Origin of the sequence: Stenotrophomonas sp. SMYL86 (assembly GCF_036320025.1) — a bacterium.
In the GTDB taxonomy this organism is placed as follows: domain Bacteria; phylum Pseudomonadota; class Gammaproteobacteria; order Xanthomonadales; family Xanthomonadaceae; genus Stenotrophomonas; species Stenotrophomonas maltophilia_A.
In genome coordinates this window covers 121692-147436 of sequence record NZ_JAWIRU010000009.1, presented here as the reverse complement: position 1 = coordinate 147436, position 25745 = coordinate 121692, and the positions used below count along the sequence as shown (strand labels likewise).

At 65.4% G+C, this 25745-nt stretch carries 28 protein-coding genes and 6 tRNA genes; 15 read left to right on the top strand and 19 right to left on the bottom strand.

Going from position 1 to position 25745, the window contains the following annotated elements; genetic code table 11:
* Positions 1-15 precede the first annotated feature (15 nt).
* From V3B64_RS12155 to V3B64_RS12145, 3 genes are read right to left on the bottom strand one after another with little or no spacing between them, the layout of a single operon-like run.
* Entirely contained in the window at positions 16-405 is a 390-nt protein-coding gene (locus V3B64_RS12155) for a nuclear transport factor 2 family protein (RefSeq protein WP_329914189.1), read from the bottom strand.
* Complete coding sequence (locus tag V3B64_RS12150) at positions 402-1169, bottom strand: MBL fold metallo-hydrolase (RefSeq protein ID WP_329914188.1); 768 nt, start codon at positions 1167-1169, stop codon at positions 402-404. Before V3B64_RS12150 ends, V3B64_RS12155 begins: the two co-directional genes overlap by 4 nt.
* Positions 1169-1918, bottom strand: coding sequence for a 3-deoxy-D-manno-octulosonic acid kinase (locus V3B64_RS12145; RefSeq protein ID WP_329914187.1), 750 nt, complete (start codon positions 1916-1918; stop codon positions 1169-1171). Before V3B64_RS12145 ends, V3B64_RS12150 begins: the two co-directional genes overlap by 1 nt.
* Positions 1919-1938: 20 nt before the next feature.
* Here V3B64_RS12145 and V3B64_RS12140 point away from each other — a divergent pair, with 20 nt between their 5' ends.
* The gene (locus V3B64_RS12140; RefSeq protein WP_329914186.1) at positions 1939-2985 is read left to right on the top strand and encodes a glycosyltransferase family 9 protein; all 1047 of its coding nucleotides are present in this window, start codon (positions 1939-1941) and stop codon (positions 2983-2985) included.
* 18 nt (positions 2986-3003) lie between these two features.
* Here V3B64_RS12140 and V3B64_RS12135 read toward each other — a convergent pair whose 3' ends face one another.
* Entirely contained in the window at positions 3004-3408 is a 405-nt protein-coding gene (locus V3B64_RS12135; protein WP_046982834.1) for a DUF6165 family protein, read from the bottom strand.
* Positions 3409-3688: 280 nt separating this feature from the next.
* A tRNA-Ser gene (locus V3B64_RS12130) sits at positions 3689-3779 on the bottom strand.
* 164 nt (positions 3780-3943) lie between these two features.
* Between V3B64_RS12130 and V3B64_RS12125 the strand changes: the two genes are divergently transcribed.
* The gene (locus tag V3B64_RS12125; protein WP_032129328.1) at positions 3944-4648 is read left to right on the top strand and encodes a PP2C family serine/threonine-protein phosphatase; all 705 of its coding nucleotides are present in this window, start codon (positions 3944-3946) and stop codon (positions 4646-4648) included.
* Positions 4649-4717: 69 nt separating this feature from the next.
* Here V3B64_RS12125 and dnaQ read toward each other — a convergent pair whose 3' ends face one another.
* From dnaQ to V3B64_RS12110, 3 genes are read right to left on the bottom strand one after another with little or no spacing between them, the layout of a single operon-like run.
* Positions 4718-5449, bottom strand: coding sequence for a DNA polymerase III subunit epsilon (gene dnaQ, locus V3B64_RS12120; protein WP_032129327.1), 732 nt, complete (start codon positions 5447-5449; stop codon positions 4718-4720).
* 4 nt (positions 5450-5453) lie between these two features.
* The gene (rnhA, locus tag V3B64_RS12115) at positions 5454-5906 is read right to left on the bottom strand and encodes a ribonuclease HI (protein WP_032129326.1); all 453 of its coding nucleotides are present in this window, start codon (positions 5904-5906) and stop codon (positions 5454-5456) included.
* 13 nt (positions 5907-5919) lie between these two features.
* The gene (locus V3B64_RS12110; RefSeq protein ID WP_121504044.1) at positions 5920-6564 is read right to left on the bottom strand and encodes a methyltransferase domain-containing protein; all 645 of its coding nucleotides are present in this window, start codon (positions 6562-6564) and stop codon (positions 5920-5922) included.
* A gap of 11 nt (positions 6565-6575) precedes the next feature.
* Here V3B64_RS12110 and gloB point away from each other — a divergent pair, with 11 nt between their 5' ends.
* Together gloB and V3B64_RS12100 are read left to right on the top strand one after the other, a co-directional pair.
* Positions 6576-7340 carry a hydroxyacylglutathione hydrolase gene (gene gloB, locus V3B64_RS12105; RefSeq protein WP_329914185.1) on the top strand — a complete coding sequence of 255 codons (765 nt, stop codon included), beginning with the start codon at positions 6576-6578 and terminating at the stop codon, positions 7338-7340.
* Complete coding sequence (locus V3B64_RS12100) at positions 7337-8536, top strand: lytic transglycosylase domain-containing protein (RefSeq protein ID WP_032129323.1); 1200 nt, start codon at positions 7337-7339, stop codon at positions 8534-8536. Before gloB ends, V3B64_RS12100 begins: the two co-directional genes overlap by 4 nt.
* A 189-nt stretch (positions 8537-8725) precedes the next feature.
* On the opposite strand, the gene V3B64_RS12095 is transcribed toward V3B64_RS12100, so the two are convergent.
* From V3B64_RS12095 to tig, 11 genes are all read right to left on the bottom strand, one after another.
* Positions 8726-10681 carry a peptidyl-prolyl cis-trans isomerase gene (locus V3B64_RS12095; protein WP_329914184.1) on the bottom strand — a complete coding sequence of 652 codons (1956 nt, stop codon included), beginning with the start codon at positions 10679-10681 and terminating at the stop codon, positions 8726-8728.
* A gap of 182 nt (positions 10682-10863) precedes the next feature.
* Positions 10864-10940: transfer RNA gene (locus V3B64_RS12090), tRNA-Asp, on the bottom strand.
* Positions 10941-11046: 106 nt separating this feature from the next.
* Positions 11047-11123 (bottom strand) — tRNA-Asp (locus V3B64_RS12085).
* Positions 11124-11210: 87 nt separating this feature from the next.
* Positions 11211-11287 (bottom strand) — tRNA-Asp (locus V3B64_RS12080).
* A gap of 85 nt (positions 11288-11372) precedes the next feature.
* Positions 11373-11449 (bottom strand) — tRNA-Asp (locus tag V3B64_RS12075).
* Positions 11450-11475: 26 nt separating this feature from the next.
* A tRNA-Val gene (locus V3B64_RS12070) sits at positions 11476-11550 on the bottom strand.
* 11 nt (positions 11551-11561) lie between these two features.
* A complete protein-coding gene (locus V3B64_RS12065; RefSeq protein ID WP_004146343.1) occupies positions 11562-11834 on the bottom strand; it encodes an HU family DNA-binding protein in 273 nt (90 codons plus the stop codon).
* 217 nt (positions 11835-12051) lie between these two features.
* Complete coding sequence (gene lon / locus V3B64_RS12060; protein ID WP_329914183.1) at positions 12052-14502, bottom strand: endopeptidase La; 2451 nt, start codon at positions 14500-14502, stop codon at positions 12052-12054.
* Positions 14503-14644: 142 nt separating this feature from the next.
* Positions 14645-15934, bottom strand: coding sequence for an ATP-dependent Clp protease ATP-binding subunit ClpX (clpX, locus tag V3B64_RS12055; protein WP_032129320.1), 1290 nt, complete (start codon positions 15932-15934; stop codon positions 14645-14647).
* 126 nt (positions 15935-16060) lie between these two features.
* Positions 16061-16687 carry an ATP-dependent Clp endopeptidase proteolytic subunit ClpP gene (gene clpP, locus V3B64_RS12050; protein ID WP_004146318.1) on the bottom strand — a complete coding sequence of 209 codons (627 nt, stop codon included), beginning with the start codon at positions 16685-16687 and terminating at the stop codon, positions 16061-16063.
* A gap of 76 nt (positions 16688-16763) precedes the next feature.
* A complete protein-coding gene (gene tig / locus V3B64_RS12045; RefSeq protein ID WP_049400909.1) occupies positions 16764-18059 on the bottom strand; it encodes a trigger factor in 1296 nt (431 codons plus the stop codon).
* 562 nt (positions 18060-18621) lie between these two features.
* On the opposite strand from tig, the gene V3B64_RS12040 reads away from it, so the two are divergent.
* From V3B64_RS12040 to V3B64_RS11990, 11 genes are all read left to right on the top strand, one after another.
* Positions 18622-21057 carry a DNA-directed RNA polymerase gene (locus tag V3B64_RS12040; protein ID WP_005412423.1) on the top strand — a complete coding sequence of 812 codons (2436 nt, stop codon included), beginning with the start codon at positions 18622-18624 and terminating at the stop codon, positions 21055-21057.
* A 44-nt stretch (positions 21058-21101) separates the two neighbouring features.
* Positions 21102-21245 (top strand): hypothetical protein, encoded by a 144-nt coding sequence (locus V3B64_RS12035; protein ID WP_005412422.1) that lies wholly within the window; start codon positions 21102-21104, stop codon positions 21243-21245.
* Positions 21238-21522, top strand: a complete 285-nt coding sequence (locus tag V3B64_RS12030) for a hypothetical protein (RefSeq protein ID WP_005412421.1) — start codon at positions 21238-21240, stop codon at positions 21520-21522. The genes V3B64_RS12035 and V3B64_RS12030 overlap by 8 nt, the downstream gene beginning before the upstream one ends.
* Positions 21522-21680, top strand: a complete 159-nt coding sequence (locus V3B64_RS12025; RefSeq protein WP_154267700.1) for a hypothetical protein — start codon at positions 21522-21524, stop codon at positions 21678-21680. Before V3B64_RS12030 ends, V3B64_RS12025 begins: the two co-directional genes overlap by 1 nt.
* Positions 21680-22345, top strand: a complete 666-nt coding sequence (locus tag V3B64_RS12020; RefSeq protein ID WP_004154595.1) for a hypothetical protein — start codon at positions 21680-21682, stop codon at positions 22343-22345. Before V3B64_RS12025 ends, V3B64_RS12020 begins: the two co-directional genes overlap by 1 nt.
* Positions 22329-22766, top strand: coding sequence for a RusA family crossover junction endodeoxyribonuclease (locus V3B64_RS12015; RefSeq protein WP_157178715.1), 438 nt, complete (start codon positions 22329-22331; stop codon positions 22764-22766). Before V3B64_RS12020 ends, V3B64_RS12015 begins: the two co-directional genes overlap by 17 nt.
* A complete protein-coding gene (locus V3B64_RS12010; protein ID WP_004154593.1) occupies positions 22767-23129 on the top strand; it encodes an N-acetylmuramoyl-L-alanine amidase in 363 nt (120 codons plus the stop codon).
* An 11-nt stretch (positions 23130-23140) separates the two neighbouring features.
* Positions 23141-23527: a helix-turn-helix domain-containing protein gene (locus V3B64_RS12005; protein WP_004154592.1), complete on the top strand. Its 387-nt coding sequence runs from the start codon at positions 23141-23143 to the stop codon at positions 23525-23527.
* On the top strand, positions 23524-23703 hold the full coding sequence (locus tag V3B64_RS12000) for a hypothetical protein (protein ID WP_004154591.1): 180 nt from the start codon (positions 23524-23526) through the stop codon (positions 23701-23703). Before V3B64_RS12005 ends, V3B64_RS12000 begins: the two co-directional genes overlap by 4 nt.
* Before the next feature lie 151 nt (positions 23704-23854).
* Positions 23855-25321 (top strand): toprim domain-containing protein, encoded by a 1467-nt coding sequence (locus tag V3B64_RS11995; protein ID WP_005412418.1) that lies wholly within the window; start codon positions 23855-23857, stop codon positions 25319-25321.
* 165 nt (positions 25322-25486) lie between these two features.
* The gene (locus V3B64_RS11990) at positions 25487-25735 is read left to right on the top strand and encodes a hypothetical protein (protein ID WP_005412417.1); all 249 of its coding nucleotides are present in this window, start codon (positions 25487-25489) and stop codon (positions 25733-25735) included.
* Positions 25736-25745: the final 10 nt, after the last annotated feature.

The following is a 25745-nucleotide window of genomic DNA, read 5'->3' as shown; positions in this document are numbered from 1 at the left end:
GGGCATCGCCCACCACTACCCCGCCGCGGGCGTGCCCTGGTGAAACACCACCCTCCATTCCTGCGCATGCCGTCGCCACAGCGAACTGCGCAACACCCAGCCCTGGGCCTGGCCATCAACGTGATAGCGGCTGCGGTAGCGCACCTGGGCCAGATCCTCGGCCAACAGCCACACCGCGTACTGTTCCGATTCGATCAGCACCTGAGCGCGCTCCAGCGGGATCTCCTGCAACGCCGCATCACGGCCGTAGCATCGCCCGGAACTGCCGATCTCGCTGAAATCCTCGTCCAGAAGTGCCGCCAGTTGCTCGCGATCGGCCCGCACCTGCGGCGCATGCAGCGCGCGTTCCAGCGCCTCCAGCTCGGCAGCCAGCGCCGTGTCGGCGGGCTGGCCAGCACCGCTCACGGCGGATCCTGCACCAGCACGTGCGCTGCAGTGGGGTTGGCCAGCGGCACGCACTGCCCCGGCTGCGCCACGCGGTGCCCCCGCGCGGCCAGCGCCTGGCCGTCGGCCTCGCTGGCGTAGTGGTAGAGCATCATCCGCGCCTGCAGTTCGGCACTGTACTCACGTTCCAGGTCGTCCACGCCGGTGTGCGACGGGTTGCCGTGCAGGCCGCAGTCGTGCGCGATCAGTTCATTGTCGTTGGCGAAGCGGGCCAGCATCTCCGGAATCGGCCGGGTATCGCCGCTCCAGGTCAGCGCGCCCTGCAGGCGCAGGCCATAGGCCGTCTCCGGCCAGTGGTGGCGCACCGGGAACACTTCCAGGCGCACGCCCTCGTGCCAGAACGCCTCGCCCACCACGACCAGCTGGAACGCATCCCAGAAGTTGGCACCGCCCTCGGCCAGCACGTTCGGGTAGTCCCCGATGCGCTTGTGCAGCAGCGGCACCACGGTGGCAGGCACATACAGGCGCACCTTGCCGCGCCGGTGCGCGTTGAAGAAGGTATCGACGAACAGGCGCTCGAAGCCCGCTACGTGGTCCAGGTGCACATGGGTGACGAACAACGCCTGCGGCATGTGGCCGTAGTGCGCCTTGAACGCGGTCAGGCCTTCGCCGCCACAGTCGATGGTCAGCCACGGCCGACCGTCCCGTTCGATCACCGACATCGGCGACCCCAGCTCGACCGCCGACGCATTGCCGACGCCGAGGAAACGCAACGACCAGTCCATCAGGTGCCCCGGTTCCAGGCCATGTCATAGGCGCGGCGCAGCCGCGCGTAATCCTTCTGCACGTCTTCCATGCTGCGCTCGCCGCGCAGCTTGATCAGCGAGCGCAGCAGGCGCTTGAGATTGCGTTCGCGCCAGGCGGTCGCCGGGATGCGGATCACCCCGCGGTCGAAGTCGATCAACCAGCCGTGGCCGTTGCCGTCGAACAGGATGTTGTGCGCATTGAGGTCGGCATGGTCCAGGCCGGCACGATGGAAGCGGGCGATCAGCCGCCCGGTCTCCTCCCACGGTGCGCCCCGGCCCGCGACCAGCGCGCGGTCGGCCAGCGAACGGACACCCTCGATCCGCTCCATCAGGATCGCAGCCCGGTAGCGCAGGCCCTCGCGCATGTAGAACGCCGCCAGTGGCCGGGGCACCGGCAGCTTTTTCTCGCGCAGCGCGCGCATCAGCCGGAATTCGGCGAAGCTGCGCGTCCGGTCCGCGCCGCGCCAGAGGTACTGGTCATGGCTGATCTTCGCCGCCAGGCCACCGCGCAGGTAGTGGCGCAGCACGCTGGCGCCGAACGGCGCATCGACGAACCAGGCGCTGCCACGACCGCCCTCGCCCACCGGCCGAGCCCTGCTGCCCCAGTGCTGGGGCGAGAACAGGCCGATCTCGGCTTGCCGCAGCCGCTCGCGGTCGAACAGAATGGCCCCGCTGCCGCGACCCTCGCGGCATGGCGTCAGCGCTTCATTGGCGTCGAATGCGACCATTTCATTGAGTCTAACAACACATGGCATCAGCGTCCTCCTCCTTGTGCCTCCTGCGCCTGTCCGCACTTGGCGATGTCACCCACGTGGTGCCCCTGGTGCGCACCCTGCAGGCTGCGCGCCCGGATACGCCGATCCACTGGATCATCGACAAGGCCGGCCACAAGCTGCTCGACGGCCTGCCCGGTGTCACCTTCCATGCCTACGACAAGAAGAGCGGCATGGCCGGGGTCAAGGAACTGCGCAGGCAGCTGCCGCCGGGGCGCTTCGAAGCGCTGTTGCAGATGCAGGTGGCGTTCCGCGCCAACCTGCTGTCGGCCTTCATTCCCGCAGAGCGTCGCATCGGCTATGACCGCAGCCGCTCGAAGGACCTGCATGGTCTCTTCATCAACGAACGCATCCCCGACCGCCCCGGCATCCATGTGCTGGATGCCATCGGCAGTTTCTGTGAACCCCTTGGCCTGCGCCAGACCGAGGTCAGCTGGGACCTGGCGGTGCCGCAGTCCGCATATGAGTGGTCCGCCGCGCAATGGCAGGACGATGGCCGCCCGGTGTTGATGATCTCGCCCTGTTCCAGTCACGTGCGCCGCAACTGGTATGCAGACCGCTACGCCGCCGTGGCCAACCACGCCGCACAGCGCGGTTGGCAGGTGGTGCTGTGCGGAGGCCGCAGCGAACTGGAGCGCAGCATGGCCGATGCCATCCAGGCACAGCTGCACACACCGGCGCTTGACCTGGTCGGCAAGGACACCTTGAAGCAGCTGCCGGCGCTGCTGGCCCGCGCCAATCTGGTGATGACCCCGGACTCGGGCCCGATGCACATCGCCAACGCGATGGGCGCCAAGGTATTGGGCCTGCATGCAGCCAGCAACCCGAACCGCAGCGGTCCCTATTCCGACCGCCGCTACTGCGTGGACCGCTACGACGATGCCGCGCGCAAGTACCTGGCCAAGCAGGCCTCGGATCTGAAGTGGGGCACCAAGATCGAGTTCGACGATGTGATGGAACTGATCACCGTGGAAGACGGTATCGCTGCGTTCGAACGCTACGTCGCCGACCACCTGGGGTGAGCAGCAGGCTGCCCCGGATTACGCGCGCTGCGCGTAATCCTGGTAGGACTTCTCTTCCACGTACGCCGAACCCAGCGCCAGGTTGATCGCCTTCTTGATGCGCGCGCGTTCGTCATTGCGCAGGTAGACGCTGCGCGCCAGGTCGATGAAACCCTGGTCGAACGCCTGCGCCTTCTCTTTCAGGCGGATGTCGTCCTCGATGTCCCACAGCTGCTCGTTGACCGCCTTCAGCTCGGCACGCAGCTTGGCGATGTCCTTCACCGCCGCCGGGTGTGCCATCCAGGTCTGCTCCAGCGCCGACAGCTCTTTGCGCACATTGGCCAGCTTGCCCTCGTCACTGATGCGCTCGGACTTGATCTGCAGGATCGAGATCTTGTCCAGCAGCTCGCCGAAAGAAACGGGAACGAGGATTTCAGCGGTCATGGGGAAAGCTCCAACAGGTGATGCAGGCAGTTTAACCCGCAGCTCGCGATGGAATGGGTAGATCCACGCCATGCGTGGATGAGCCTGCCAGCAGGAACAGCATCCACGCATGGCGTGGATCTACTGATGCACCTGCCCCGACAGCAGCGGGGAGAGGCCGGCAAAGGGAGGGGCCCACAGGTTGCGCAGCAACGTGTGGGGCGCCGCGCGAAACGCGCGGCGCATCCCGCGCCAGATTAAAGAAAAAGGGCTGCCTTTCGGCAGCCCTTTTTCTTTAATCTGGCGGAGAGGGGGGGATTCGAACCCCCGAGGCGCTATAAACGCCTGCCTGATTTCGAGTCAGGTACATTCAACCACTCTGCCACCTCTCCGGGTGGTCCCCGGCGGACCGGGGACGCGCATCATACGAGGAAGTGAGGCCGACGACAAGTCATTCCGGCCAACGAAGTGAAAATTTCCTGAGCGCACGCCTTGCCGGATGCGCGCAGCCACCCGATGATGCCTGTCTCCCCAGCAACACCCCGCCCCAGCGCCCATGATCGAATTCGGACACCTCACCCACCCCGGCATGCGCCGCGAGCTCAACGAGGACACCTACTACGGTGACAGTGAGCTGGCCCTGTGGCTGGTGGCCGATGGCATGGGCGGGCACGCCTGCGGTGAAGTGGCCAGCGCGCTGGCGCGCGAGACCATCGTGCGCGAGATCCGCCGCGGCGCACCGCTGGCGCAGGCCATCCGCACAGCCGACGAAGAGATCATCCGCGCCTCGCGCCGGCGCAACGACACGTTGCCGATGGGCACTACCGTGGTCGCCGCACGGGTACAGGGCAACCGCTATGAAGTGGCGTGGGTCGGCGACAGCCGTGCCTACCTGTGGCGCGACGGACAGCTGGCCCAGCTCAGCCAGGACCACAGCGTGGTGCAGGAGCTGGTCGCGCAGGGCAACCTGACCGCCGAACAGGCGCGTGCGCATCCGCACCGCAACGTGGTCACCCAGGCGCTGGGCGTGACCGATCCGGCGCATCTGAACGTGGCCACCACCAGCGGCGAACTGCGTCCGGGCATGCAGCTGCTGCTGTGCAGTGACGGCCTGACCGAAGAAGTGGACGACCGCAGCATTGCCCGCACCCTCGCCTTCGAGGATGCCAGCGCACAGGAATGCGTGGACACGCTGGTTGCCGCCGCGCTCGACGGCGGCGGCCGCGACAACATCAGCGTGATCCTGGTGCGCTGCCACTAACCGGTAGATCCACGCCATGCGTGGATGCGACGCTGCCGGCCAGCGGCCGGCACTACCCCACTCCAGGCATTACGCGCTGGCGGGCTCTTCCACCTTCGGGCCATCCCACAGCGCGTGGCCAGCCTTCTTGCGCAGCCGCTCCAGTCGCGCCGCATGCGCTTCCAGCTCCGACGGCGTGGCAACCACGCGCGGGCGCGGCAGCAGCTTGCTGGTGTCGAAGGCCTGCAGCGCCGCACCGGCAGCACCGCCATCGTCATCGCCCAGACCAAAGCCAATTTCTTCCTGGCCCGAGGTCAACGCGATATAGACGTCGCCCAGGATCTGCGCATCGAGCAGGCCGCCATGCAGCGCACGGTGCGAGTTGTCCACGCCCAGCCGCTTGCACAGCGCATCCAGCGAATTGCGCTGGCCCGGGAAGCGCTCGCGCGCCATCACTAGGGTATCGATCACCGTGCAGCGGTCGGTGATCTTCCCGTACTGCGGCCCCAGCAGCGACAACTCGTTGTCGAGGAAGCCGAGGTCGAACGCCGCGTTGTGGATGATCAGCTCGGCGCCATCGATGAAGGCCAGGAACTCGTCGGCGATCTGCGCGAAGTCCGGCTTGTCATCGAGGAACTCCAGGGTCAGGCCGGTGACTTCCTGCGCGCCCTGTTCGAACTCGCAGTCCGGCTTGATGTACTGGTGATAGTTGTTGCCGGTCGGGCGGCGCTTGAACAGCTCCACGCAGCCGATTTCGACGATGCGGTTGCCCTTCTTCCACTCCAGGCCGGTGGTTTCGGTATCGAGGATGATCTGACGCATGGGCTCAGTTTACCGGGCTGGCGTCACGGATCTGGATCGCCGCGTTGCGGGCCAGCGTATCCACCCGCTCATTGTCCGGGTCGCCGGAGTGACCCTTCACCCAGCGCCAGTCGATCTGATGCCGCAGCGTGGCCGCCTGCAGGCGCTCCCACAGCTCGCGGTTCTTTACCGGATCGCCGCCAGCCGTCTTCCAGTTCTTGCGGATCCAGCCCGGCATCCACTGGGTCAGACCCTGCCGCACATACTGCGAATCGGTATAGAGCACGATGTTGCACGGCTCGGTCAGCGACTCCAGCCCGGAAATGGCCGCCATCAGCTCCATCCGGTTGTTGGTGGTGTGCGCCTCGCCACCGCTCAGTTCGCGCTCGTGGCCCTTGTAGCGCAGCAGCGCAGCCCAGCCGCCGGGGCCGGGATTGCCAAGGCAGGAACCGTCGGTGTGGATTTCGATGGTTTTCAATACAACTCCAGAATCAGGTAGCTACGGTGCCGTGCCAGCGCACCGGCAGCGGTTTCGGCCCAGGCAGGGCCAGCGTACGTTTTTCCGCATGGAACAGGCAGGCCGCGCGCAGCGGTGCCCAACCTCCGGGACGACGGCTGCCCGCACCGCGCCAGAGCGGGCCCAGGTAACGCATATCGTCGCATTCCAGCCCATGACGGCCGAGCAGCAGGCGGATCCGCTGCGGCGTGCGCACCACCAGCCCATGCTGGCGCCAGCGCGTGCGATACGGACTGAACGGATTGAGGCTGCTCAGCCACAGATGGCCGCCCGGCATCAGTACGCGCTCGCACTCGTCGAGCAGCCGGTCGGCATCGGCCGCGGTGACATGCTGCAGCACGATCGCATTTACGCTTTCATTGGCCAGCGGCAGCGGCAGCGCACAACGGGTGTCGCCGGCATAGCCCTGCCCCTGCCGATACAGGCGCAGACCGCGTCCGCCCAGCTGTGCATCGTCCAGCCAGGCCGCACTTGGTGCGATCCACAGCCAGGGCTGCGCCGGCAGCACCGACAGCTGCGGCAGCAGCAATTGCCGCTCCAGCACACGCAAGGCCTCCGCCGGTTCGCTGTCGAACCACGGGGTCTGGCTCGCTTGACGGGTGCTCTGCAGCGCGGGCATGGTCCAATTCTATGCGACTGACTGCCCTGCCCGCATTTGCGGATAACTACATCTGGACGCTGATCGACAACGAGGGCGCTGCCGTGGTCGTCGACCCCGGCGATGCCGCGCCAGTGCTCGCACTGGCCGATCAGGGCCTGCGCGTGGACACGATCCTGCTCACCCATCACCACGACGACCACATCGGTGGCGTGCCGGCATTGCAGGCGCGTTTCCCCGGCGTGCGGGTCATCGCGCCGGTCGAGGAACGCATTCCCACGGCCACCGAGCGGGTCGGCGAAGGTGAACGCGTTCAGGCACTGGGCCGGACGTTCCACGTACTATCCGTGCCCGGGCATACCCGCAGCCACATCGCGTTTCACACTGCTGAACATCTTTTCAGCGGAGATTCGTTGTTCAGCCTGGGCTGTGGACGCCTGTTCGAAGGTACGCCGTCCCAGCTGCTGGCGTCGATGCGCAAGCTGGGTGCCCTGCCCGCGCAACTGCTGCTTTGTTGCGCTCATGAGTACACCGTGTCAAATGCCGTCTTCGCGCGGCATGTCGACCCCGCCAACGCTGCCTTGTGGCAGCGCCAAGAGGAGGCTTTGGCCATGCGCCGCGATGACCGTTCCACCCTGCCGGTAACCCTGGCCAACGAATTCGACTGCAATCCCTTCCTGCGTGTGCACGCTGCACCGATCCGTGCGTCGGTGTCGGCACACCTGGGCCGTGACGTCGTGGACGACGTCGACGTGATGGCCGGTCTCCGGCACTGGAAAGACGGCGTCCGCGCATGATGCGCCGAAGTCTGCCGTTGGCCCTGGGCCTTGCCCTGGGGCTGGCCGGAACCGCGGGCGCACAGTCGCTGGGCGCCGGCATCAGCCAGAACCTGACCGCCGCTGCGGCGCTGCCGCTGGATCCGTCCGCGCTGCCTGCGCCCTCGGTGCGCAATGGCCAGGAGATCTTCACCAGCTTCCGCGACGGCCTGGCCGAGCCCAGCTGCGATGCCGAGGCTACCAGCCCGCGCTGGCAGAAGCAGTTCGCCCACGCCCCCTCGCGCCTGGCCAACCAGGATGACGATGCGCTGGTGCTGTTCGGCTATGTGGTCGAAGAGCTGCGCAAGGCGAACCTGCCCACCGAATTCGCGCTGATCCCATTCGTGGAAAGCGGCTATCGGCCCAATGCCCGCAACGGCAGCGGCCCGACCGGCCTGTGGCAGTTCATCGCCACCACGGCGCGCAACCACCGCGTGCCCATGGCCAACGGCTACGACGGTCGCCTGTCGGCGGTTGATTCCACCCAGGCCGCGGTGCGCTACCTGAAAACCCTGCACGGCATGTTCGGCGGCGACTGGCGACTGGCCACCATGGCCTACAACGCCGGCGAGTACCGGGTGCTGCAGTCCATGCGCAAGGCCGGCATGAACGCGCAGAATGCCAAGCCGGCAGCCCTGCCGGGGCTGTCGCCGGTTACCCATGCCTATGTCGAGAAGCTGCATGCCCTGGCCTGCGTGCTGGAAGACGTGGAGGACCAGCCTCGCGTGATGGCCTCGCTGGACCGCACCGTGCCGGTGTTGAAGGACCACACCCTGCCGGCCGGCACCAGCGTCCAGCAGTGGGCCGCACAGCGCGCCCTGGACCCTGCCAGGATCGCCCGCCTCAACCCGGCCCTGGCCGCCGGCAACCGCGCCTCGGGAACCACCCGGGTCCTGGCCCCGGTCTCGGCCGCCAATGCGACGGTGACGGAAGCCGCGACCACGCTGGTGGCCAGCACCGCACCGGTTGCCACGACCACGCCGACGCCGCAGGTGGCCAAGACCGTGGCCGCGATCGCCGACCGCCCGCGCAGCCGCCGCCACACCGTGCGTGATGGCGAGTCGGCCTGGACCATCGCCCGCCGCTACGGCATGCCGGTAAAGGCCCTGCTGTCGCTGAACGGCCTGAGTGGCAGCAGCGTGCTGAAGCCCGGCGCAGTGCTGCGCGTCGAGGACTGACGCGCTCCAACCCCGCTGTATCTGCTCTTTGTAGAGTCGAGCGATGCTCGACTGCATCTGCACGACTCTACAAAAGGCGGTCGAGCAAGCTCGACCACTACCAAAGCTCAAGCGCGCCACAGACGACGCGAAGGCACAAAAAAAGGCCCGGCAATGCCGGGCCTTCTTCTATCCTGCTCGCCGCGAGGCTTACAGGTTCTCTTCGGTGGTCTGGATCACGAACTTCCTGCGCATCGCCTCGACGTAGGCCTTGGCTGCGGCCATGCCGTCGATCTGGCTCAGCTGATCCTTGAGCTGCTTCTGCTGCTCGGCGGTCACTTCCTTGATGTCGCCCGGGTTGACCTTGTTCACGGCGAACAGCAGCGCGTGGCCGTTGACGTCGACCTTGCCGTAGCTCGGCTTGCCTTCCGCCGGCACCGGTGCACTGAAGATCGCGCGGTTGATTTCCGGGGTCGGCACCGGCTGGCTGCGCGGCAGGCCCGGCATCGGGCTCACCTGCAGCTTCTCGCTGGCGGCCAGCGACTGCAGGGTGGCGCCCGCCTTCAGCTTGGCCAGCACGGCGTCGGCGGCCTTGTCGCTGGCTTGGCGCTGGCGGTCGGCGCGGATCGCGGCGATCACCTGTTCACGCGCCTTGTCCAGCGGCGTTGCCTGTTCCGGGGTATGCGCGGCAACGCGGATGACCACGCTGTGGTTGGTGGCACCACCCAGGGCGATCGGGTCGCTGGCAGTACCATCCTGCACCAGCACTTCGGAGAAGGCCGCACGCAGCACGGCCGGATCGGTGGCGATGCCACTGGCGGTTGCGCGGGTGATCGGGCCCAGGGTCTGCAGCGGCAGGTTCACTTCCTTGGCCGCAGCAGCCAGATCACTCGGGCTCTTGTTGATCGCATCGACCAGGTGGCCGGCCAGCTCGTTGAAGCCGCGCTCGCCGTCGGCCTTCAGCTGCTCGGCGGCCAGCGTGTCACGCACTTCCTCGAACGACTTGCCTTCGCCGCCACGCATCGCGGCGACCTTGATGACGTGGTAGCCGAAGTCGGTCTTGACCGGGCCGATCACGTCACCCGCCTTGGCGGCGAACAGGGCGTCTTCGAACGGCTTGACCATCGCGCCACGCTCGACCCAGCCCAGATCACCGCCCTGGTCCTTCGAACCCGGGTCTTCCGAATTGGCCTTGGCCAGTGCAGCGAAGTCGGCACCCGCCGCCTTGGCTTCGGTGGCGATCTTGTTCGCCTTGGCTTCGGCACCGTCACCGGTGATCAGGATGTGCGCGGCCTGGCGCTGTTCCGGCGAAGTGAACTTCGCCTTCTCGTCCTCATAGCGCTTGCGCAGGGTCGCTTCGTCGGCCGCGGTCGGTGCCGGCAGGTTGGCGCCATTGATCTCGACGTATTCCAGCGACACGCTTTCGGCCTGGCGGAAATCCTTGCCGTGGCTGTCGTACCACTGCTTGATCTGCTCATCGGTGACCGGCGCGGTATCGGCCGGAACCTCCGGCAGCGCGGCCAGTTCGACGTCGCGGGTCTCACCCAGCAGCTTCAGCAGGCGCTCGGTCTCGGCCTGGGTGACGAAGCCCGAATTCTGCAGGCCCGACGGGATCACCGACTGCTGCAGGCTCTCGCGCACCAGCTCCTGGAACTGCGTGGGGGTACGCGGCGGATTGCCACCGGCCAGAGCCAGGCGGTAGTTGTTCTCGTTGAACTTGCCGTTCGAATCGAGGAAGGCCGGGATGGTGGCGATGTACTCGCGCACCGCGCCATCGCCGATCACAACACCGGCCTGCTCGCCCACCAGGCGCACGACCTGCTCGTCGATCAGCTGATCGAGCACGGCCATCTTGTTTTCAGTGCTTTCGAACGCGCGCGGGTCGAAGTTCTCGCCCTGCTGCTGGCGCTCACGCATGCGCTCCTGCTCGAAGCGGGTGCGGAAATCCTGCGCGCTGATCTCGTGGTGCTGCCACAGCATGCGCACCGGCCACCACGACGGTGCCGAACGCCACCAGGTCGGAGGCGCGGAAACCTTGGCCACGTTCTGTGCGCCAACGCCACCCAGGTAGCTGTTGTCGATCACGAACAGGAACGGAATCATCAGCAGCCCCAGGATCACGGTGACGATCCAGCCTGAGGTCTTGTCGCGGAGTTTCTGCAGCATGGTGAGGAATCACAAGGCCTGATTGGCGAGCCCGGCAGTGTAACCCGCTTCGTCGCAGGGACCAAAAGCAGCGCCGGCGTGGCCTGCGCCGATCTCCGCGGACCTGTGCCGTCAGCACCTCGACAGGCCTGCCGCAGGGCACAAAGAAAAAGCCCCCGGCTTGCGCCGAGGGCTTTTAAAGTTGGCGGAGCGGACGGGACTCGAACCCGCGACCTCCGGCGTGACAGGCCAGCATTCTAACCAGCTGAACTACCGCTCCGCGCTGAAACTTTGCAGGCGCCCAGTATATCCGAAGACTCCCTGGAAACCCAGCCCGATGAACACTTTTTTCAAAGTTTTTTCACAGGGACTTAAGAATTCTGCAATGGCGGAGCGGACGGGACTCGAACCCGCGACCTCCGGCGTGACAGGCCAGCATTCTAACCAGCTGAACTACCGCTCCGTTCTTGCAAAAACCTTTTCGCCTTCCTTCCGAACCTGTCGGTGAGAAGACAAGGCCCCCAGCTTTAGGCCGGGGGCCTCGATGTAGTGGCGGAGCGGACGGGACTCGAACCCGCGACCTCCGGCGTGACAGGCCAGCATTCTAACCAGCTGAACTACCGCTCCGCATTGTTGCTATTTCCTGTTTTCCCACCGGCCTGGACCGGGGAGAAAACAAAGCCTCCAGCTTTTGGCCGGAGGCCTCGTTGAATGGCGGAGCGGACGGGACTCGAACCCGCGACCTCCGGCGTGACAGGCCAGCATTCTAACCAGCTGAACTACCGCTCCACACTCAAACTTTTACCGCGGTGCTGTGGTGGGTGCTGAGGGTTTCGAACCCCCGACCCTCTCCGTGTAAAGGAGACGCTCTACCGCTGAGCTAAGCACCCCAGCGAGCCGCTTAGTTTACAGCATCCTTCAGGGCCTTACCAGCCTTGAACGACGGATTCTTCGAAGCAGCGATCTTGATGGTGTCGCCGGTCTTCGGGTTGCGGCCGGTGCGGGCAGCACGGTCGCGGACCTGGAAGGTACCGAAGCCAACCAGGGTGACCGCATCGCCGTCCTTCAGCGCCTTGGTGACGGCAGCAACGACGGCATCGACAGCGCGGCTGGACTCGGCCTTGGTCAGGTCGGCAGCTTCAGCAACGGCATCGATCAATTCGGTCTTGTTCATTCTCTACAACTCCTTTGGCGGTGGGTTCCGCTTATTCGACAGGGAAGCAACCGCACGCCTTCTGCATGCGGCCGCCATGTGGAAACGGTTCGCCGATTCAGTCATCGCTGACAGCGATCACTCATTCGCGAGTGCTGCTTTTATACCAGTGGCCCTACCCCCACGCAAGCTGGAAAGCCAGCAACGACGCGGGTTTCGGGCCATCGGACAGCGCGCGTCAATGCTTGACGCGCGCGCTTCCACTCGGTTTGGCCTTGCTGCGCACCGTGACACGCTGCGCACTCTTGCGCGCCTTCTTCGGTGCCAGCGGGCGCTCCAGCGCCAGGTCCAGGACTTCTTCGATGTACTTCACCGGCACGATCTCCAGATCGCGGGTGACGTTGGCCGGAATGTCTGCAAGGTCCTTGCGGTTCTCTTCCGGAATGATGACCGTGCGGATACCACCGCGCAGTGCGGCCAGCAGTTTCTCCTTCAAGCCACCGATGGCGGTGACACGACCACGCAGGGTGATCTCACCGGTCATCGCCACGTCGGCACGCACCGGCACCTTGGTCAGCATCGACACCAGCGAGGTGACCATTGCCGCACCGGCACTCGGTCCGTCCTTCGGCGTGGCACCATCGGGCACATGCAGGTGCACGTCGTGCTTCTGCAGGAAGTCGCTGTCGATGCCGAAGCCGACCGCGCGCGAACGCACCACCGACAACGCCGCCGACGCCGATTCCTTCATCACGTTGCCGAGCTGGCCGGTCAGGATCAGCTGGCCCTTGCCCGGCACCAGCGTCGATTCGATCTGCAGCAGATCGCCACCGACTTCGGTCCACGCCAGGCCGGTGACCAGGCCGATCTCGTTCTCTTCCTCGGCGCGGCCGAAATCGAAGCGACGCACACCCAGGTACTTGTCCAGGTTCTTGCTGGACACGCTCACCAGCGCCTTGGACTTCTTCGCGCCCTTCTTCGCCTTCACCGGCTGCGGGCCGGCCAGCGCGATCTCCTTCACCACCTTGCGGCAGATCTTGGCGATCTCGCGTTCCAGGTTGCGCACGCCCGATTCGCGCGTGTAGTAGCGCACGATGTCCTGGATCGCATCGCTGCCGATCTCCAGTTCTTCCGGCTGCAGGCCGTTGGCCTTGATCTGCTTCGGCACCAGGTAGCGGGTGGCGATGTTGAGCTTCTCGTCCTCGGTGTAGCCGGGGATGCGGATCACTTCCATACGGTCCAGCAGCGGGCCGGGAATATTGAGCGAGTTCGAGGTGGCCACGAACATCACTTCGGACAGGTCCAGGTCCACTTCCAGGTAGTGGTCGTTGAACGCGTTGTTCTGCTCCGGGTCGAGCACTTCCAGCAGCGCCGACGACGGATCGCCACGGAAGTCCATCGACATCTTGTCGATCTCGTCGAGCACGAACAGCGGGTTCTTGCTGCCGACCTTGTTGAGGTTCTGCACGATGCGGCCCGGCATCGAACCAACGTAGGTACGACGGTGGCCACGGATCTCGGCTTCATCGCGAACGCCGCCCAGCGACATGCGCACGAACTTGCGGTTGGTAGCCTTGGCGATGGACTGGCCGAGCGAGGTCTTGCCCACGCCCGGCGGCCCGACCAGGCACAGGATCGGGCCCTTCATCTGCTTCACGCGCGACTGCACCGCCAGGTATTCAAGGATGCGCTCCTTGACCTTCTCCAGGCCGTAGTGGTCGGCGTCGAGGGTGTCCTGTGCGGCCTTCAGGTCCTTGCGCACCTTGCTGCGCTTCTTCCACGGCACGCCCAGCAACCACTCCAGGTAGTTGCGCACGACCGCCGCTTCGGCCGACATCGGCGACATCTGCTTGAGCTTGTTCAGTTCATTGCGTGCCTTGGCTTCAACCGCCTTCGGCATGCCGGCTTCGGCGATCTTGCGGGCCAGCTCTTCCAGCTCGCCTGGTGCATCGTCCAGGTCACCCAGTTCCTTCTGGATGGCCTTCATCTGCTCGTTGAGGTAGTACTCGCGCTGGCTCTTTTCCATCTGCGACTTCACGCGGCCGCGGATGCGCTTTTCCATCTGCTGCACGTCGATCTCGCCATCGACCAGGCCGACCAGCATCTCCAGGCGGTCACCGACGGCCAGCGTTTCCAGCAGGCGCTGCTTGTCGGCCAGGCGCACGCTGATGTGCGCGGCGATGGTGTCGGCCAGGCGGGCCGGCTCATCGATGCCCGACAACGTCTGCAGCAGCTCCGGCGGCAGCTTGCGATTGGTCTTCACGTACTGCTCGAACAGCGACATCAGCGAGCGGGCGATCGCCTCCACCTCGCGTGCTTCGCGCTCGTCGGTGGCGTCGATCTCCACGGCCTGGCCGTGCAGCGAGCCGTTACGCTCATCGACGTGGGTGACCTGCACGCGCGACAGGCCTTCGACCAGCACCTTGATGGTGCCGTCGGGCAGCTTCAGCAGCTGCAGCACCTGCGCCATCGTACCGACCTGGTAGAGGTCGGCCGCATGCGGGTCGTCGGTCTCGGCCGACTTCTGCGCCAGCAGCAGGATGCGCTTGTCCGACTCCATTGCCTGTTCGAGCGCGTGCATGGACTTGTCACGGCCGACGAACAGCGGGATGACCATGTGCGGGAACACCACTACGTCGCGCAGCGGCAGGACCGGCAGGTCGAGGGTTTCACTTGGGGAACGGGCCATGGGGGCTCCAGGGAAGGGGAAAACCGCCTCCGGGAGGGCATCTTCCGGAGACAAAAAAAGCCGATGGCCCCGTTATGGGGCCATCGGCTTTCAGATGCAAGGCATTCCTTGAAAATCCTTTCCAATCAACAACCTGGAAGGATCACTCGGCGCCTGCGGCCTTCTGTTCAGGGGCCGCCGGGGTCTGGTAGATCAGGTACGGCTCGGACTTGTGCTCGATCACCGACTCGTCCACCACCACCTTGCTGACGTTTTCCTGCGACGGCAGGTCGTACATGGTGTCCAGCAGGACCGATTCGACGATGGTGCGCAGGCCGCGTGCACCGGTCTTGCGCTTGAGCGCCTTCCTGGCGATGGCCGACAACGCGTCCGGACGGAACTCCAGCTCGACGTTCTCCATCTCGAACAGCTTCTTGAACTGCTTGGTGATGGCGTTCTTCGGCTCGGTCAGGATCCTGATCAGGGCCGGCTCGTCCAGCTCCTCCAGGGTCGCCACCACCGGCAGGCGGCCGACGAACTCGGGGATCAGGCCGAACTTGATCAGGTCTTCCGGCTCGACTTCGGCCAGCACCTTGCCCACTTCCTGCTTGCGCTCGCTGCTCTTCACCTTGGCGCCGAAGCCGATGCTGCCGACGTCGGTGGAACGGGCCTGGATCACCTTGTCCAGCCCGGCGAACGCGCCGCCGCAGATGAACAGGATGTTCTTGGTGTCCACCTGCAGGAATTCCTGCTGCGGGTGCTTGCGGCCACCCTGCGGCGGAACGCTGGCCACGGTGCCTTCGATCAGCTTCAGCAGGGCCTGCTGCACGCCTTCGCCGGACACATCGCGGGTGATCGACGGGTTCTCGCTCTTGCGCGAGATCTTGTCGATTTCATCGATGTAGACGATGCCCTGCTGCGCCTTCTCGACGTCGTAGTCGCACTTCTGCAGCAGCTTCTGGATGATGTTCTCCACATCCTCGCCCACGTAACCGGCTTCGGTCAGCGTGGTTGCGTCGGCCATGGTGAACGGCACGTTGAGCAGGCGGGCCAGGGTCTCGGCCAGCAGCGTCTTGCCCGAACCGGTCGGGCCGACCAGCAGGATGTTCGACTTCGCCAGTTCGACGTCGTCGTTCTTCTGCCGGCTCTCGATGCGCTTGTAGTGGTTGTACACGGCCACGGCCAGCGTGCGCTTGGCGCGGTTCTGGCCGATCACGTACTGGTCGAGGACCTCGAGGATCTCGCGCGGCTTGGGCAGCGAACTGCGCGCCGACTGCGCCTTTTCCTCAAGTTCCTCACGGATGATGTCGTTGCACAGCTCCACGCACTCATCGCAGATGAATACGCTCGGACCCGCAATCAGCTTGCGCACTTCATGCTGGCTCTTGCCGCAGAAAGAGCAGTAGAGGATCTTGCCGGTGTCCGTGGAACGACCTTGGCGGTCTTCGCTCATGCTTCGCTTACCCAGTTACCCCACCCGCTGAACGGGGGTTCGATTCGAGAATAGCACAGGGCCGAGGGGACACCAGTCCCGCCCGACCCTGCAGGAACGGGGCCTCCATGGCCCCGTGATGGCCGGTCAGCCGGCCTGGATCGACTCGTCCGGACGACGCTCCAGGACCTGGTCGACCAGACCATAGGCCTGCGCCTCGAAGGCGCTCTTGAAGTTGTCGCGCTCGGTGTCGCGGGCGATCGTCTCCAGCGACTGGCCGGTGTGCTTGGCCAGCACCTCGTTCAGGCGCGAACGCAGGGTCAGGATCTCACGCGCGTGGATGTCGATGTCGGTGGCCTGGCCCTGGTAGCCACCCAGCGGCTGGTGGATCATCACGCGCGAGTTCGGCAGCGCATAGCGCTTGCCAGCTTCGCCCGCGGCCAGCAGCAGGGCGCCCATCGAGGCGGCCTGGCCGATGCAGGTGGTGCTCACATTCGGCTTGATGTACTGCATGGTGTCGTAGATCGCCATGCCGGCGGTGACCACGCCACCCGGCGAGTTGATGTAGATGTTGATGTCCTTTTCCGGGTTCTCCGACTCCAGGAACAGCAACTGCGCCACCACCACGTTGGCCATGTGATCGTCGATCGGGCCCACGAGGAAGATCAGGCGCTCCTTCAACAGGCGCGAATAGATGTCGTAGGCACGCTCGCCGCGGCTGGTCTGCTCGACCACCATCGGAACCAGGTTCAGGGCTTTGGTTCGGTTGTCCATTACGTGAGGTACCTATCTTGGGGGGCAACAACCCCGCGCCGGCAAAGGCGCGGGGCATCCGGTGATCCGCCCGGGCTTACTGGCGGATCGCGTCCTGGAACGACAGCTTCTCTTCGGTGTGCTGGGCACGCTCGGCGATCCAGTCGATCACCTGCTCTTCCATCACACGGTTCTGCAGGCCAGACATCAGCTGGGGGTCGTTGCGGTACATCTCAATGACCTGTTCCGGCTCTTCGTAGGTCGAAGCGATCAGACGCATCGTTTCGTTCAGGCGCTTGGCTTCCAGGCGCAGGTCGTTGATGCGGGCCACTTCACCGACCAGCAGGCCGACCAGCACGCGCTTGGCGGCCGCTTCCTTGAAGCCTTCGTGGGCATCGGCCGGGATCTCGCCGACGTTCTGGCCGTTGCGGCGGATCTGCTCGACCTGCTGGGCCAGCATGGCGCGGGCTTCGTTCTCGACCAGGCGCGGCGGCATTTCCACCGACGAGTAGGCGGCGATCAGCTGCTCGCCCACTTCGCGGCGCAGGCGGTTCATCAGAGCGCCCTTCAGCTCGCGCTCCAGGTTGGCGCGGATGTCGCTGCGGAACTGCTCGACGTCGCCGCCCTTCACGCCGAAGCTCTTGATGAAGGCTTCGTCGACCGCCGGCACGACCGGCTCGGACACTTCCGCGACCTTGACGGTGACCTGCACGGTCTTGCCGGCCAGCACCGGCACGCGCCAGTCAGCCGGGAACTCGACGTCCAGGGTCTTTTCTTCGCCCTTGGCCAGGCCGACCAGGCCCTTTTCGATGGTATCGAACATCATGCCCTGGCCGAGCACGATCGAACCCTTCTCGGTGCCCTCGGCCGGCAGGCGCTCTTCGCCGGCCTGCGACCAGGTTTCCACCGCGACCAGGTCACCGTCCTGCGCGCCACGGCTGACCGGGGCCCAGGTACGACGCTGGTTCTGCAGGTTCTCGATCATCTGGTCGATGTCGGCGTCGGTGATCTCGGCGCTGTGGCGCACGACGGTCAGCTTGCTGACGTCGATGTCGCCGAAGTCCGGCACCACTTCCACGGTGGCCACGAAGGAGAATTCACCCTCGTCGCCCTTGTCGATGCGCGGGCTGCCGACGATGCGCAGGTCGTGCTCACGCACGGCGGCATCGAAGGTTTCGCGCAGCAGGCCGTCCAGCGCCTCGCCACGGACCTGCGCGCCGAAGCGCTGCTCGATCACCTTGGCCGGCACCTTGCCCGGACGGAAACCCTTGATGCGGGTGGTACGGGCGATTTCGCCCAGGCGGCCGACGATGTGGCTCTGCAGACGCTCTTCCGGCAGCGAGAAGCTCAGGCGGCGTTCCAGGTTGCCGGTGGATTCGATCGAAGCTTGCATGTTGACTCCTGCCACCGGTGGCCCACGCCCCCGGCTCGATGATTGGGATGAAACGGTTGTAAGGACACGACGTCTGGGACGCGCCTGCTTGCCGCAGCCCTTTAGTTTCGCCCAATTCGGCCTGCACTGCCAGCGCGTGCCGGTCAAGGGGGCGCAGATGGCCCGATCAGGGCGGGGACAGGCCGGCACTGGTGCGAAAGGGGGGACTCGAACCCCCACGCCTTGCGGCACTGGAACCTAAATCCCGAAGCCCCTGCCGATTAGTGCTGACCACTCAACTACTTACAGCGTTCCAGTCTATCAGGTGACGCTTCGGGTGACATATAGGTGACGCCGGGTGCCGCGACAGGTGACACCAGGTGACGCCGAATAAAGTGGTCATCTTCGGCGGACCTCCTCCTAGGACAACCATTCAGAACTACTCATTGCTGTTCACCACCGAGGACTACTACAGTTCCACATAGGTCCACCCAGGACCAACAACCGAACCACTCAGGACCGTACCGGGCAGCCCCCGGTGCGGTCCTCCCGTTTTGACTTTTGCATCCCCCGAGGGCAAACGATGACGACTTGGCAAGAGAACGACCTGCACGCCGCCCAGCTCGAACTGGAGAAGGAAAGCACCAGCCTGGGCATTGCCCGCTACGAGAAGATCAGGGAGCAGCGCCAGGAGGCCGAGACCGGCCCCGGCCGCAAGCTGGTCATGGAGAGCATCGACGCCACCGCCGCCGCGATCATGGCGTTCGTGGCCGAAGCCGACACCGGCAAGCCGGGCAAGCGCCACGCCGCCCTCAAATTCATCCGCCACCTGAACCCCCACGCCCTCGCCTATCTGACCAGCTTCACCTGCGTCAACGCGCTGGTCGCCGATCACCGCAAGGCGGTGTCCGTGGCGATCACCCTGGGCCACGAGGTCGCCAACGAGATCAACTTCTCCCTGCTCCGCGAGAAGCACCCCGGCCTGTACCGGGTCGTCCAGGAGCAGCTCAAGAAGTCCACCTCGGCCCGGCACTCCACCGCCGTCATGCGGCACGTCATCGCCGACGCCGAGTTCGCCCCCGAGGACGACAAGCGCCTCTACCTGTCCGACAAGGACGCGCTGCTGGTGGGCATGAAGCTCATCGAGCTGTTCGTCGAGGCGACCGGGCTGGTCGAGCTGGTCACCGTCGCCGAGCGCGGCAAGCGCCACCTGCTCATCGCCGGGAATCAGAAGGTGCTCGACTGGCTGACCAAGGCCCACGACAGCGCCGCCCTGTACCAGCCGGTGCTGATGCCGATGGTCGTCCCGCCCCGTCCGTGGACCACGCCCCGCGACGGCGGCTACCTGACCGACATCGGCGGCCGGGCTGACCTCGTGCGTACCCGCAACCGCGCCTACAAGCGCGAGCTGGCGCTGGTCGATATGCCCAACGTCTACCAGGCCCTCAACGCCATCCAGGCAACCGCCTGGAAGGTGAACGTGCCCGTCCTAGAGGTCATGCGCGAGCTGTGGAACGCAGGCGGCGGTGTCGCCGGGCTGCCGGAGCGTGAACTGATGGACCTGCCGAGCCGCCCTGCCCTGCTGGAGACCGACCCGGACTACTTCAAGGAGCACCACGCCGACGAGTTCAAGGAATGGAAGCGCGACCGCGCCAAGGTCTACGAGGCCAACGCGCGCAGCGTGTCCACCCGCCTCGCCGCCGCGCAGAAGATCGCCTTGGCGGAGAAGTTCGCCGAGTACCCCGCGATCTACTTCCCTCACAACCTCGACTTCCGCGGCCGGTGCTACCCCCTGCCCCCGACGCTGACCCCGCAGGGTGATGATGCGGCCAAGGGCCTGCTGACGTTCGCCCAAGGCGTGCCGCTCGGCGAGGACGGTGCCTACTGGCTCGCCATCCACGTCGCCAACTGCTTCGGCGTGGACAAGGTGTCGTTCGAGGAGCGCGTGGCCTGGGTGCGCGAGCACGAGGAGCAGATTCTCGACAGCGCCCTCGATCCGCTGGACGGCCAACGCTTCTGGATGGACGCCGACAGCCCGTTCTGCGCGCTGGCAGCGTGCTTCGAGTGGCTCGGCTACAGCCTCAACGGCCGCGATCACGTCTCCCATCTGCCCATCGCGCTCGACGGCTCCTGTAACGGCCTCCAGAACTTCTCGGCCATGCTCCGCGACTCCGTGGGCGGTGCAGCCACCAACCTGATCCCGCAGCCGAAGCCCGCCGACATCTATTCGCGCGTGAAAGACGTGGCCCAGGAGAAGCTGCGCGCCCGTGCCGAGAGCGGCGACCCGCTGGCGATCAAGCTGGACGGCCAGCTCACCCGCGACATCGTGAAGCAGCCGGTGATGACGCTGCCCTACGGCGTCACGAAGTCGGGCATGCGCGCCCAGGTGCTCTCCAAGTTCAAGAAGCTGGGCATGGAGGACGATTGGGAGACCGCCGAGTACCTGGCGACCCTGCTGTGGGAGTGCATCGGCGAGGTCGTGATCGCAGCCCGCGCGGCGATGGACTGGCTGCGTGACGCCTCCAAGGTCGCCTCGTCGGCCGACCTGCCGGTGAGCTGGACGACCCCCGCTGGCTTCCCGGTCCTCCAGGAGTACCGCGAGGAGGAAGGCGTCCGCATCCGGCCGCACGTCGGAGGCCGCGAGGTGAATTTAGTGGTCAACATCGGCGGTACTAAGCTCGACCGTCGCAGGCAGACCCTCGGGATCAGTCCGAACTTCGTCCACTCCTGCGACGCCAGCCACATGATGCTGACCACCTGCCTCGCGGCAGAGAACGGCATCGAGTCGTTCGCCATGATCCACGACTCCTACGGTACGCACGCGGGCCAGGCAGCAATCCTCGCCGCCGCACTCCGGCAGGCGTTCGTCGATCAATACAGCGGCGACGTACTGGCCGACTTCCGACAGCAACTCGTCGAGCAGCTCCCGCCAGAAGCGGCAGAGAAACTCCCACCCCTCCCGCCGCATGGCGACCTGGACCTCAGCCTGGTGCTGGAGTCGCGCTATTTCTTTGCCTAGTCCATCCCCCTTTGGCAATTGATACCCCAAGCGAGAACATCAACATGAGCATCAACTACCAGCACGCACTGAACACCTACGTTGCCCAGGACCACTTCGGTGTGGTCCTCGGCATCTACAACCCGGCCGAACACGGCACGGTCGAGGAGTTCAAGCACCGCATGACGGAGCTGCACGCAGGTGCGTGATCGCGTCATCGACGGACTGCACTCACGTTCTGCCGAGAGCGCCGCACGCGGCGCTTTCGTAGTGATCGACAGCGTGCAGTCCCTCGGCCACCCGGCCGATCAGGTGATCGGCTTGGCGTGCGCCTTCAAGAACTTCTGCGAAGTGCTCGGCCTCGATCCGATGGAAGTGCTGCGGGTCGTCTCGCGCATGGAGCAGGACTGCCGCTACCGGCAGGTCAACACCCTCAACGCCGTGCGCCGCTACGCGGAGCGCGAGCTGAAACCGCACTACCCGTGATGCGTGACCCGATCACCGACGCCTTCATCGACGAGGCGCTCATCGGCTTCGACATCGACGAAGCCTTCGGCATTTCCGCCGACACCCCGTTGACCGCCGCCGCTGACCTGTGGCGCGCGGGCATCTATCTCCCGACCAACTACGAGACCGACAACTGATGGCAACCAAGAAGCGCGAACGATTCGTCTCCCCCAAGGGCACCGCCGTGTGGCCGCGCCTGAACGAACCGGACACCAAGTTCAAGCCGGAAGGCGAATACACCGTGAGCCTGGCGTTCGACCCGAACGACAAGGACTTCAAGGCGCTGGCGAAGAAGCTGGAAACCCGGCGCGACGAGCTGTTCCAGGAGTTCCTGAGCGAGAACCCGAAGAAGAAGAAGGGTGCCGAAGTGGCCCCGGTGTTCACCGAAGAAACCGACGAGAACGGCGATGACACCGGCCGCGTGCTGGTGAAGTTCAAGATGAAGGCCAGCGGCGTCAGCAAGCGCACCGGCAAGAAGTTCACCATGCGCCCGGACATCTTCGACGCCCGCGGCAAGAAGATCGACAACCCGCCGCAGATCGGCGGCGGCAGCGAACTCAAGGTCTCCTACGAGATCGGCGGCTCGTTCGTCGAATCGGCCAAGAAGTTCTACCTGACCTGCTACATGGTCGCCGTCCAGGTGATCGAGCTGGTCGAGTTCGGCCAGCGCAACGCCAAGGACTACGGCTTCGGCGAGGAGGACGGCTACGAGGCCGCCGACAGCGCGCCGTTCAGCGACAGCGATGACGACTCGGACGACGACAGCGACTCCGACGACGAGGGCGATGACGGCGACTACTGATCCGCTGTCGGTCATCGTGAACACCGCGAGGGGGGCCAAGCATTTGGCCTCCCTCACGTTCCCGTTTGACCCGGTGCCCGCCTCGCGCCCGAAGGTTTCGCGCTGGGGCGTCTACTACGGCAAGACCTACAAGACCTGGAAGGAAGCCGCAGAGAAGCATCTGCCAGCCGGTGATCTGGACCTGTCGCCGACCGATCCGGTTTTAGTGGTCATCATCGCGGTATGCAAACGCGCCAAGACCTCGAAGGCCGCGTTTCCCAAGGGCGACGTGGACAACCTCGCCAAGGGGCCGATGGACGTTGTGACCAAAGCCACCGGCTATTGGGCCGACGACAAGCAAGTCATGTGGCTGCTCTCCGGTAAGCGCTGGGCGCAGCCGGACGAAGAACCACGCACCGAAGTCCACCTCTACAAACTCTAAGTGCGCCTCAAACCTCTGGAATCGGTAGAGGCGCTGTTCGTCCTCGCCAGCATGACCCGCCCCGAGCAGGTCACGACCGGCGAAGAACTCGCACGCCTGCACCGCTCGCAGGGCTACTCGAAGATCGCCGTCCACTTCGTCATCGAACGTGACGGCTCGATCTACGACGGTCGCCCGCTGAATCAGCCCGGCGCTCTCGCCGGTAAGCACAACCAATCCGCATACCAAGTCTGCCTCCTGGGCGGCGTCAACGACGCCATGCAGCCCGAGGACAACTTCACCGAAGCCCAACACGCCGCGCTGCGACGCCTGCTCGCCGCCTACGGCAAGCCCGTCGTGTGGGCACCTGACTTCCCTCGATAGGAGAACCCAACGTGAAACCGCTGCCCCCGCAAACCCAGGTCGTCCTGGATCACCTGCGTCGCCACTCGCACCTGACCTCGTGGCAGGCCGAAGGCGTCTACCGCATCCGCCGCCTCGCCTCGCGCGTCGATGAGCTGCGCGCTGCTGGCTTCGAGATCGAAACGCAGACCTGCGAGGACGCCTCGGGGCAGCGGTACACGCGCTATCGCCTGTCGCGCCGTCAGCGCCGCAGCAAGGCTCCGCTCCTGGAAGCGCGCCGCGCTCCGAAGCAGTACCGCGTCGATGCGCTGCTCCAGCTGTATCGCAACTACTGCACCGACGAGCTGGGCCTCGACGCCAACGATGCGACCGAAGAAGTCGCCGCATTCACCAAGTTCCTGCTGGAGAAGAACGCATGACCAACACCGCTACCACCGTCATTCCGTCCGCGATGCGCCTGGCTTTCGAGCGCGCATGGGCGCGCGCCGACAAGCCGTTCCGCGGCCTGGGCCGCACCGTCAAGGGTGCGCTGAATCGTCGCCTCGGCATTTCCTACCGCAAGCGCATGTGGTCCGTGGAGCGTGCAAAGCGCTGACTCCGAATACCTCCACAAAGAGCCGTGCCCGAACTGCGGCAGCAAGGACAACCTTGCGCGCTACAGCGACGGGCACGGCTACTGCTTCGGCTGCGGTCACTACGAGCCAGCCGAAGGCGAGGAGGTCTCTCAACCCACCAGCAGGAAAACCATGAGCGACTTTGCGAAGGGTGAACCGCAAGCCCTGGCGAAGCGCGGTATCACTGAGGAAGCATGCCGTAAGTACGGCTACTGGATCGGCAAGGACAAGCACGGCAAGACCGTGCAGATCGCCAACTACAAGCGCGATGGCGGCATCGTCGCGCAGAAGCTCCGCTACCCCGACAAGAAGTTCTCATTCATCGGCGACTCGAAGGCGTGCGGGCTGTTCGGCCAGCACCTCTACGAACCGGGGCGACGCCTCGTCATCACCGAAGGCGAGATCGACGCGCTCTCCGTGGCGCAGGCACTCGGCCTCCGCTGGCCGGTGGTGTCCGTTCCGAACGGAGCGCAAGGCGCGGCCAAGTCCATCAAGCGCGAGCTGGAGTGGGTCAACGGCTTCGACGAGGTTGTGCTCATGTTCGACATGGACGAACCGGGCCAAGCCGCCGCGCAGGAAGTGGCGCTGCTGCTGACTCCCGGCAAGGCCAAGATCGCACAGCTCCCGGCGAAAGACCCGAACGAGCTGCTCCAGCGTGGCGATGCCGAGGCGATCACCCGCGCCATCTACGAAGCGCAGACCAAGCGCCCCGATGGAGTGGTGACGTTCGGCTCCCTCAAGGAGAAGGCACTCAAGCCGGTCTCGATGGGCATGCCTTGGCACGACCCGCGCCTCACCGCGCTGACCTACGGCAAGCGGTACGGCGAGGTCTACACCTTCGGCGCGGGCACCGGCATCGGCAAGACCGACTGGCTGATGGAGGAAGCAGCCTTCATCGCGCAGGAAACCGGCGACCGCGTTGGCCTGTTCTTCCTGGAGCAGCAGCCGGTCGAGACGGCGAAGCGCATGGCAGGCAAGGTTGCTGGCCGCCGCTTCCACGTCCCCGATGGGAGCTGGACGCAGGAGGAGCTGGAAGCCGCGTTCGAGATTCTCGACAAGGGCCAGGTGTTCATCTACGACCACTTCGGCTCGTCCGAGTGGGACGTGATCGAAGCCAAGATGGCCCACATGGTCGTCGCCGAGGGCGTCAAGCACATCGTCCTCGACAACCTCACGTCGTTTGCGGCCGGTGCCGAGGACGAGCGGAAGATGCTGGAGGACACGATGGCGAAGATCGCGCAGTTCGCGCAGCGCCACCTCATCTGCATCTACCTGGTCTCGCACCTCGCCACGCCGGAAGGCAAGCCACACGAGGAAGGCGGGCGCGTGATGCTCCGCCACTTCAAGGGCAGCCGCGCGATTGGCTTCTGGACGCACTTCGCGTTCGGCCTGGAGCGCAACACGCAGGCCGAGAACGAGGCCGAGCGCAACTGCACGACCTTCCGCGTCCTAAAGGATCGCTTCACCGGCCAGTCGAACGGCCAGGTTCTCTACTACAGCTACGACCACGCATCCGGCCGCCTGCTCAATGCAGATGCTCCGGGCGAATACGGCGACTTCGCCGACGAGTCATCCGATGTATCCACCTCCGACTACTGACGGCCGCTCGGTCGTCGGCTTCATCCCAGCTGATGCGCCGCTCTCCTTCGCTGAGAGCCTCGTTCTCCCCTACCAACTCCCGCGCTCCGACCAAGCCTGCCGTGTCATGTACGGCAAGCCTGGGCGGCGCGTGGTCATCCACATCAAAGCCGAGGAACTACCCCAATGAAAGAGATCGTCGCCATCGCAATCGACCTGCTGACCGCTCCGTTCCGCAAGGACACCGTGACCGACGTGGTGAAGGTGCTGGAGGGCCAGGTGGACAAGCTGTTCAAGATCAGCGCCGACCGCATCGCCACCGCATCGACGCTGCGCGACAAGGCCGATGTCCTGCACTCGCAGGCCGACGAGCACGAGGAAGAAGCCGAGCGCGCCCTGCGCGTCGCCGAGCGCTTCACCAACCTGATCCGCTAAGGGACCAACC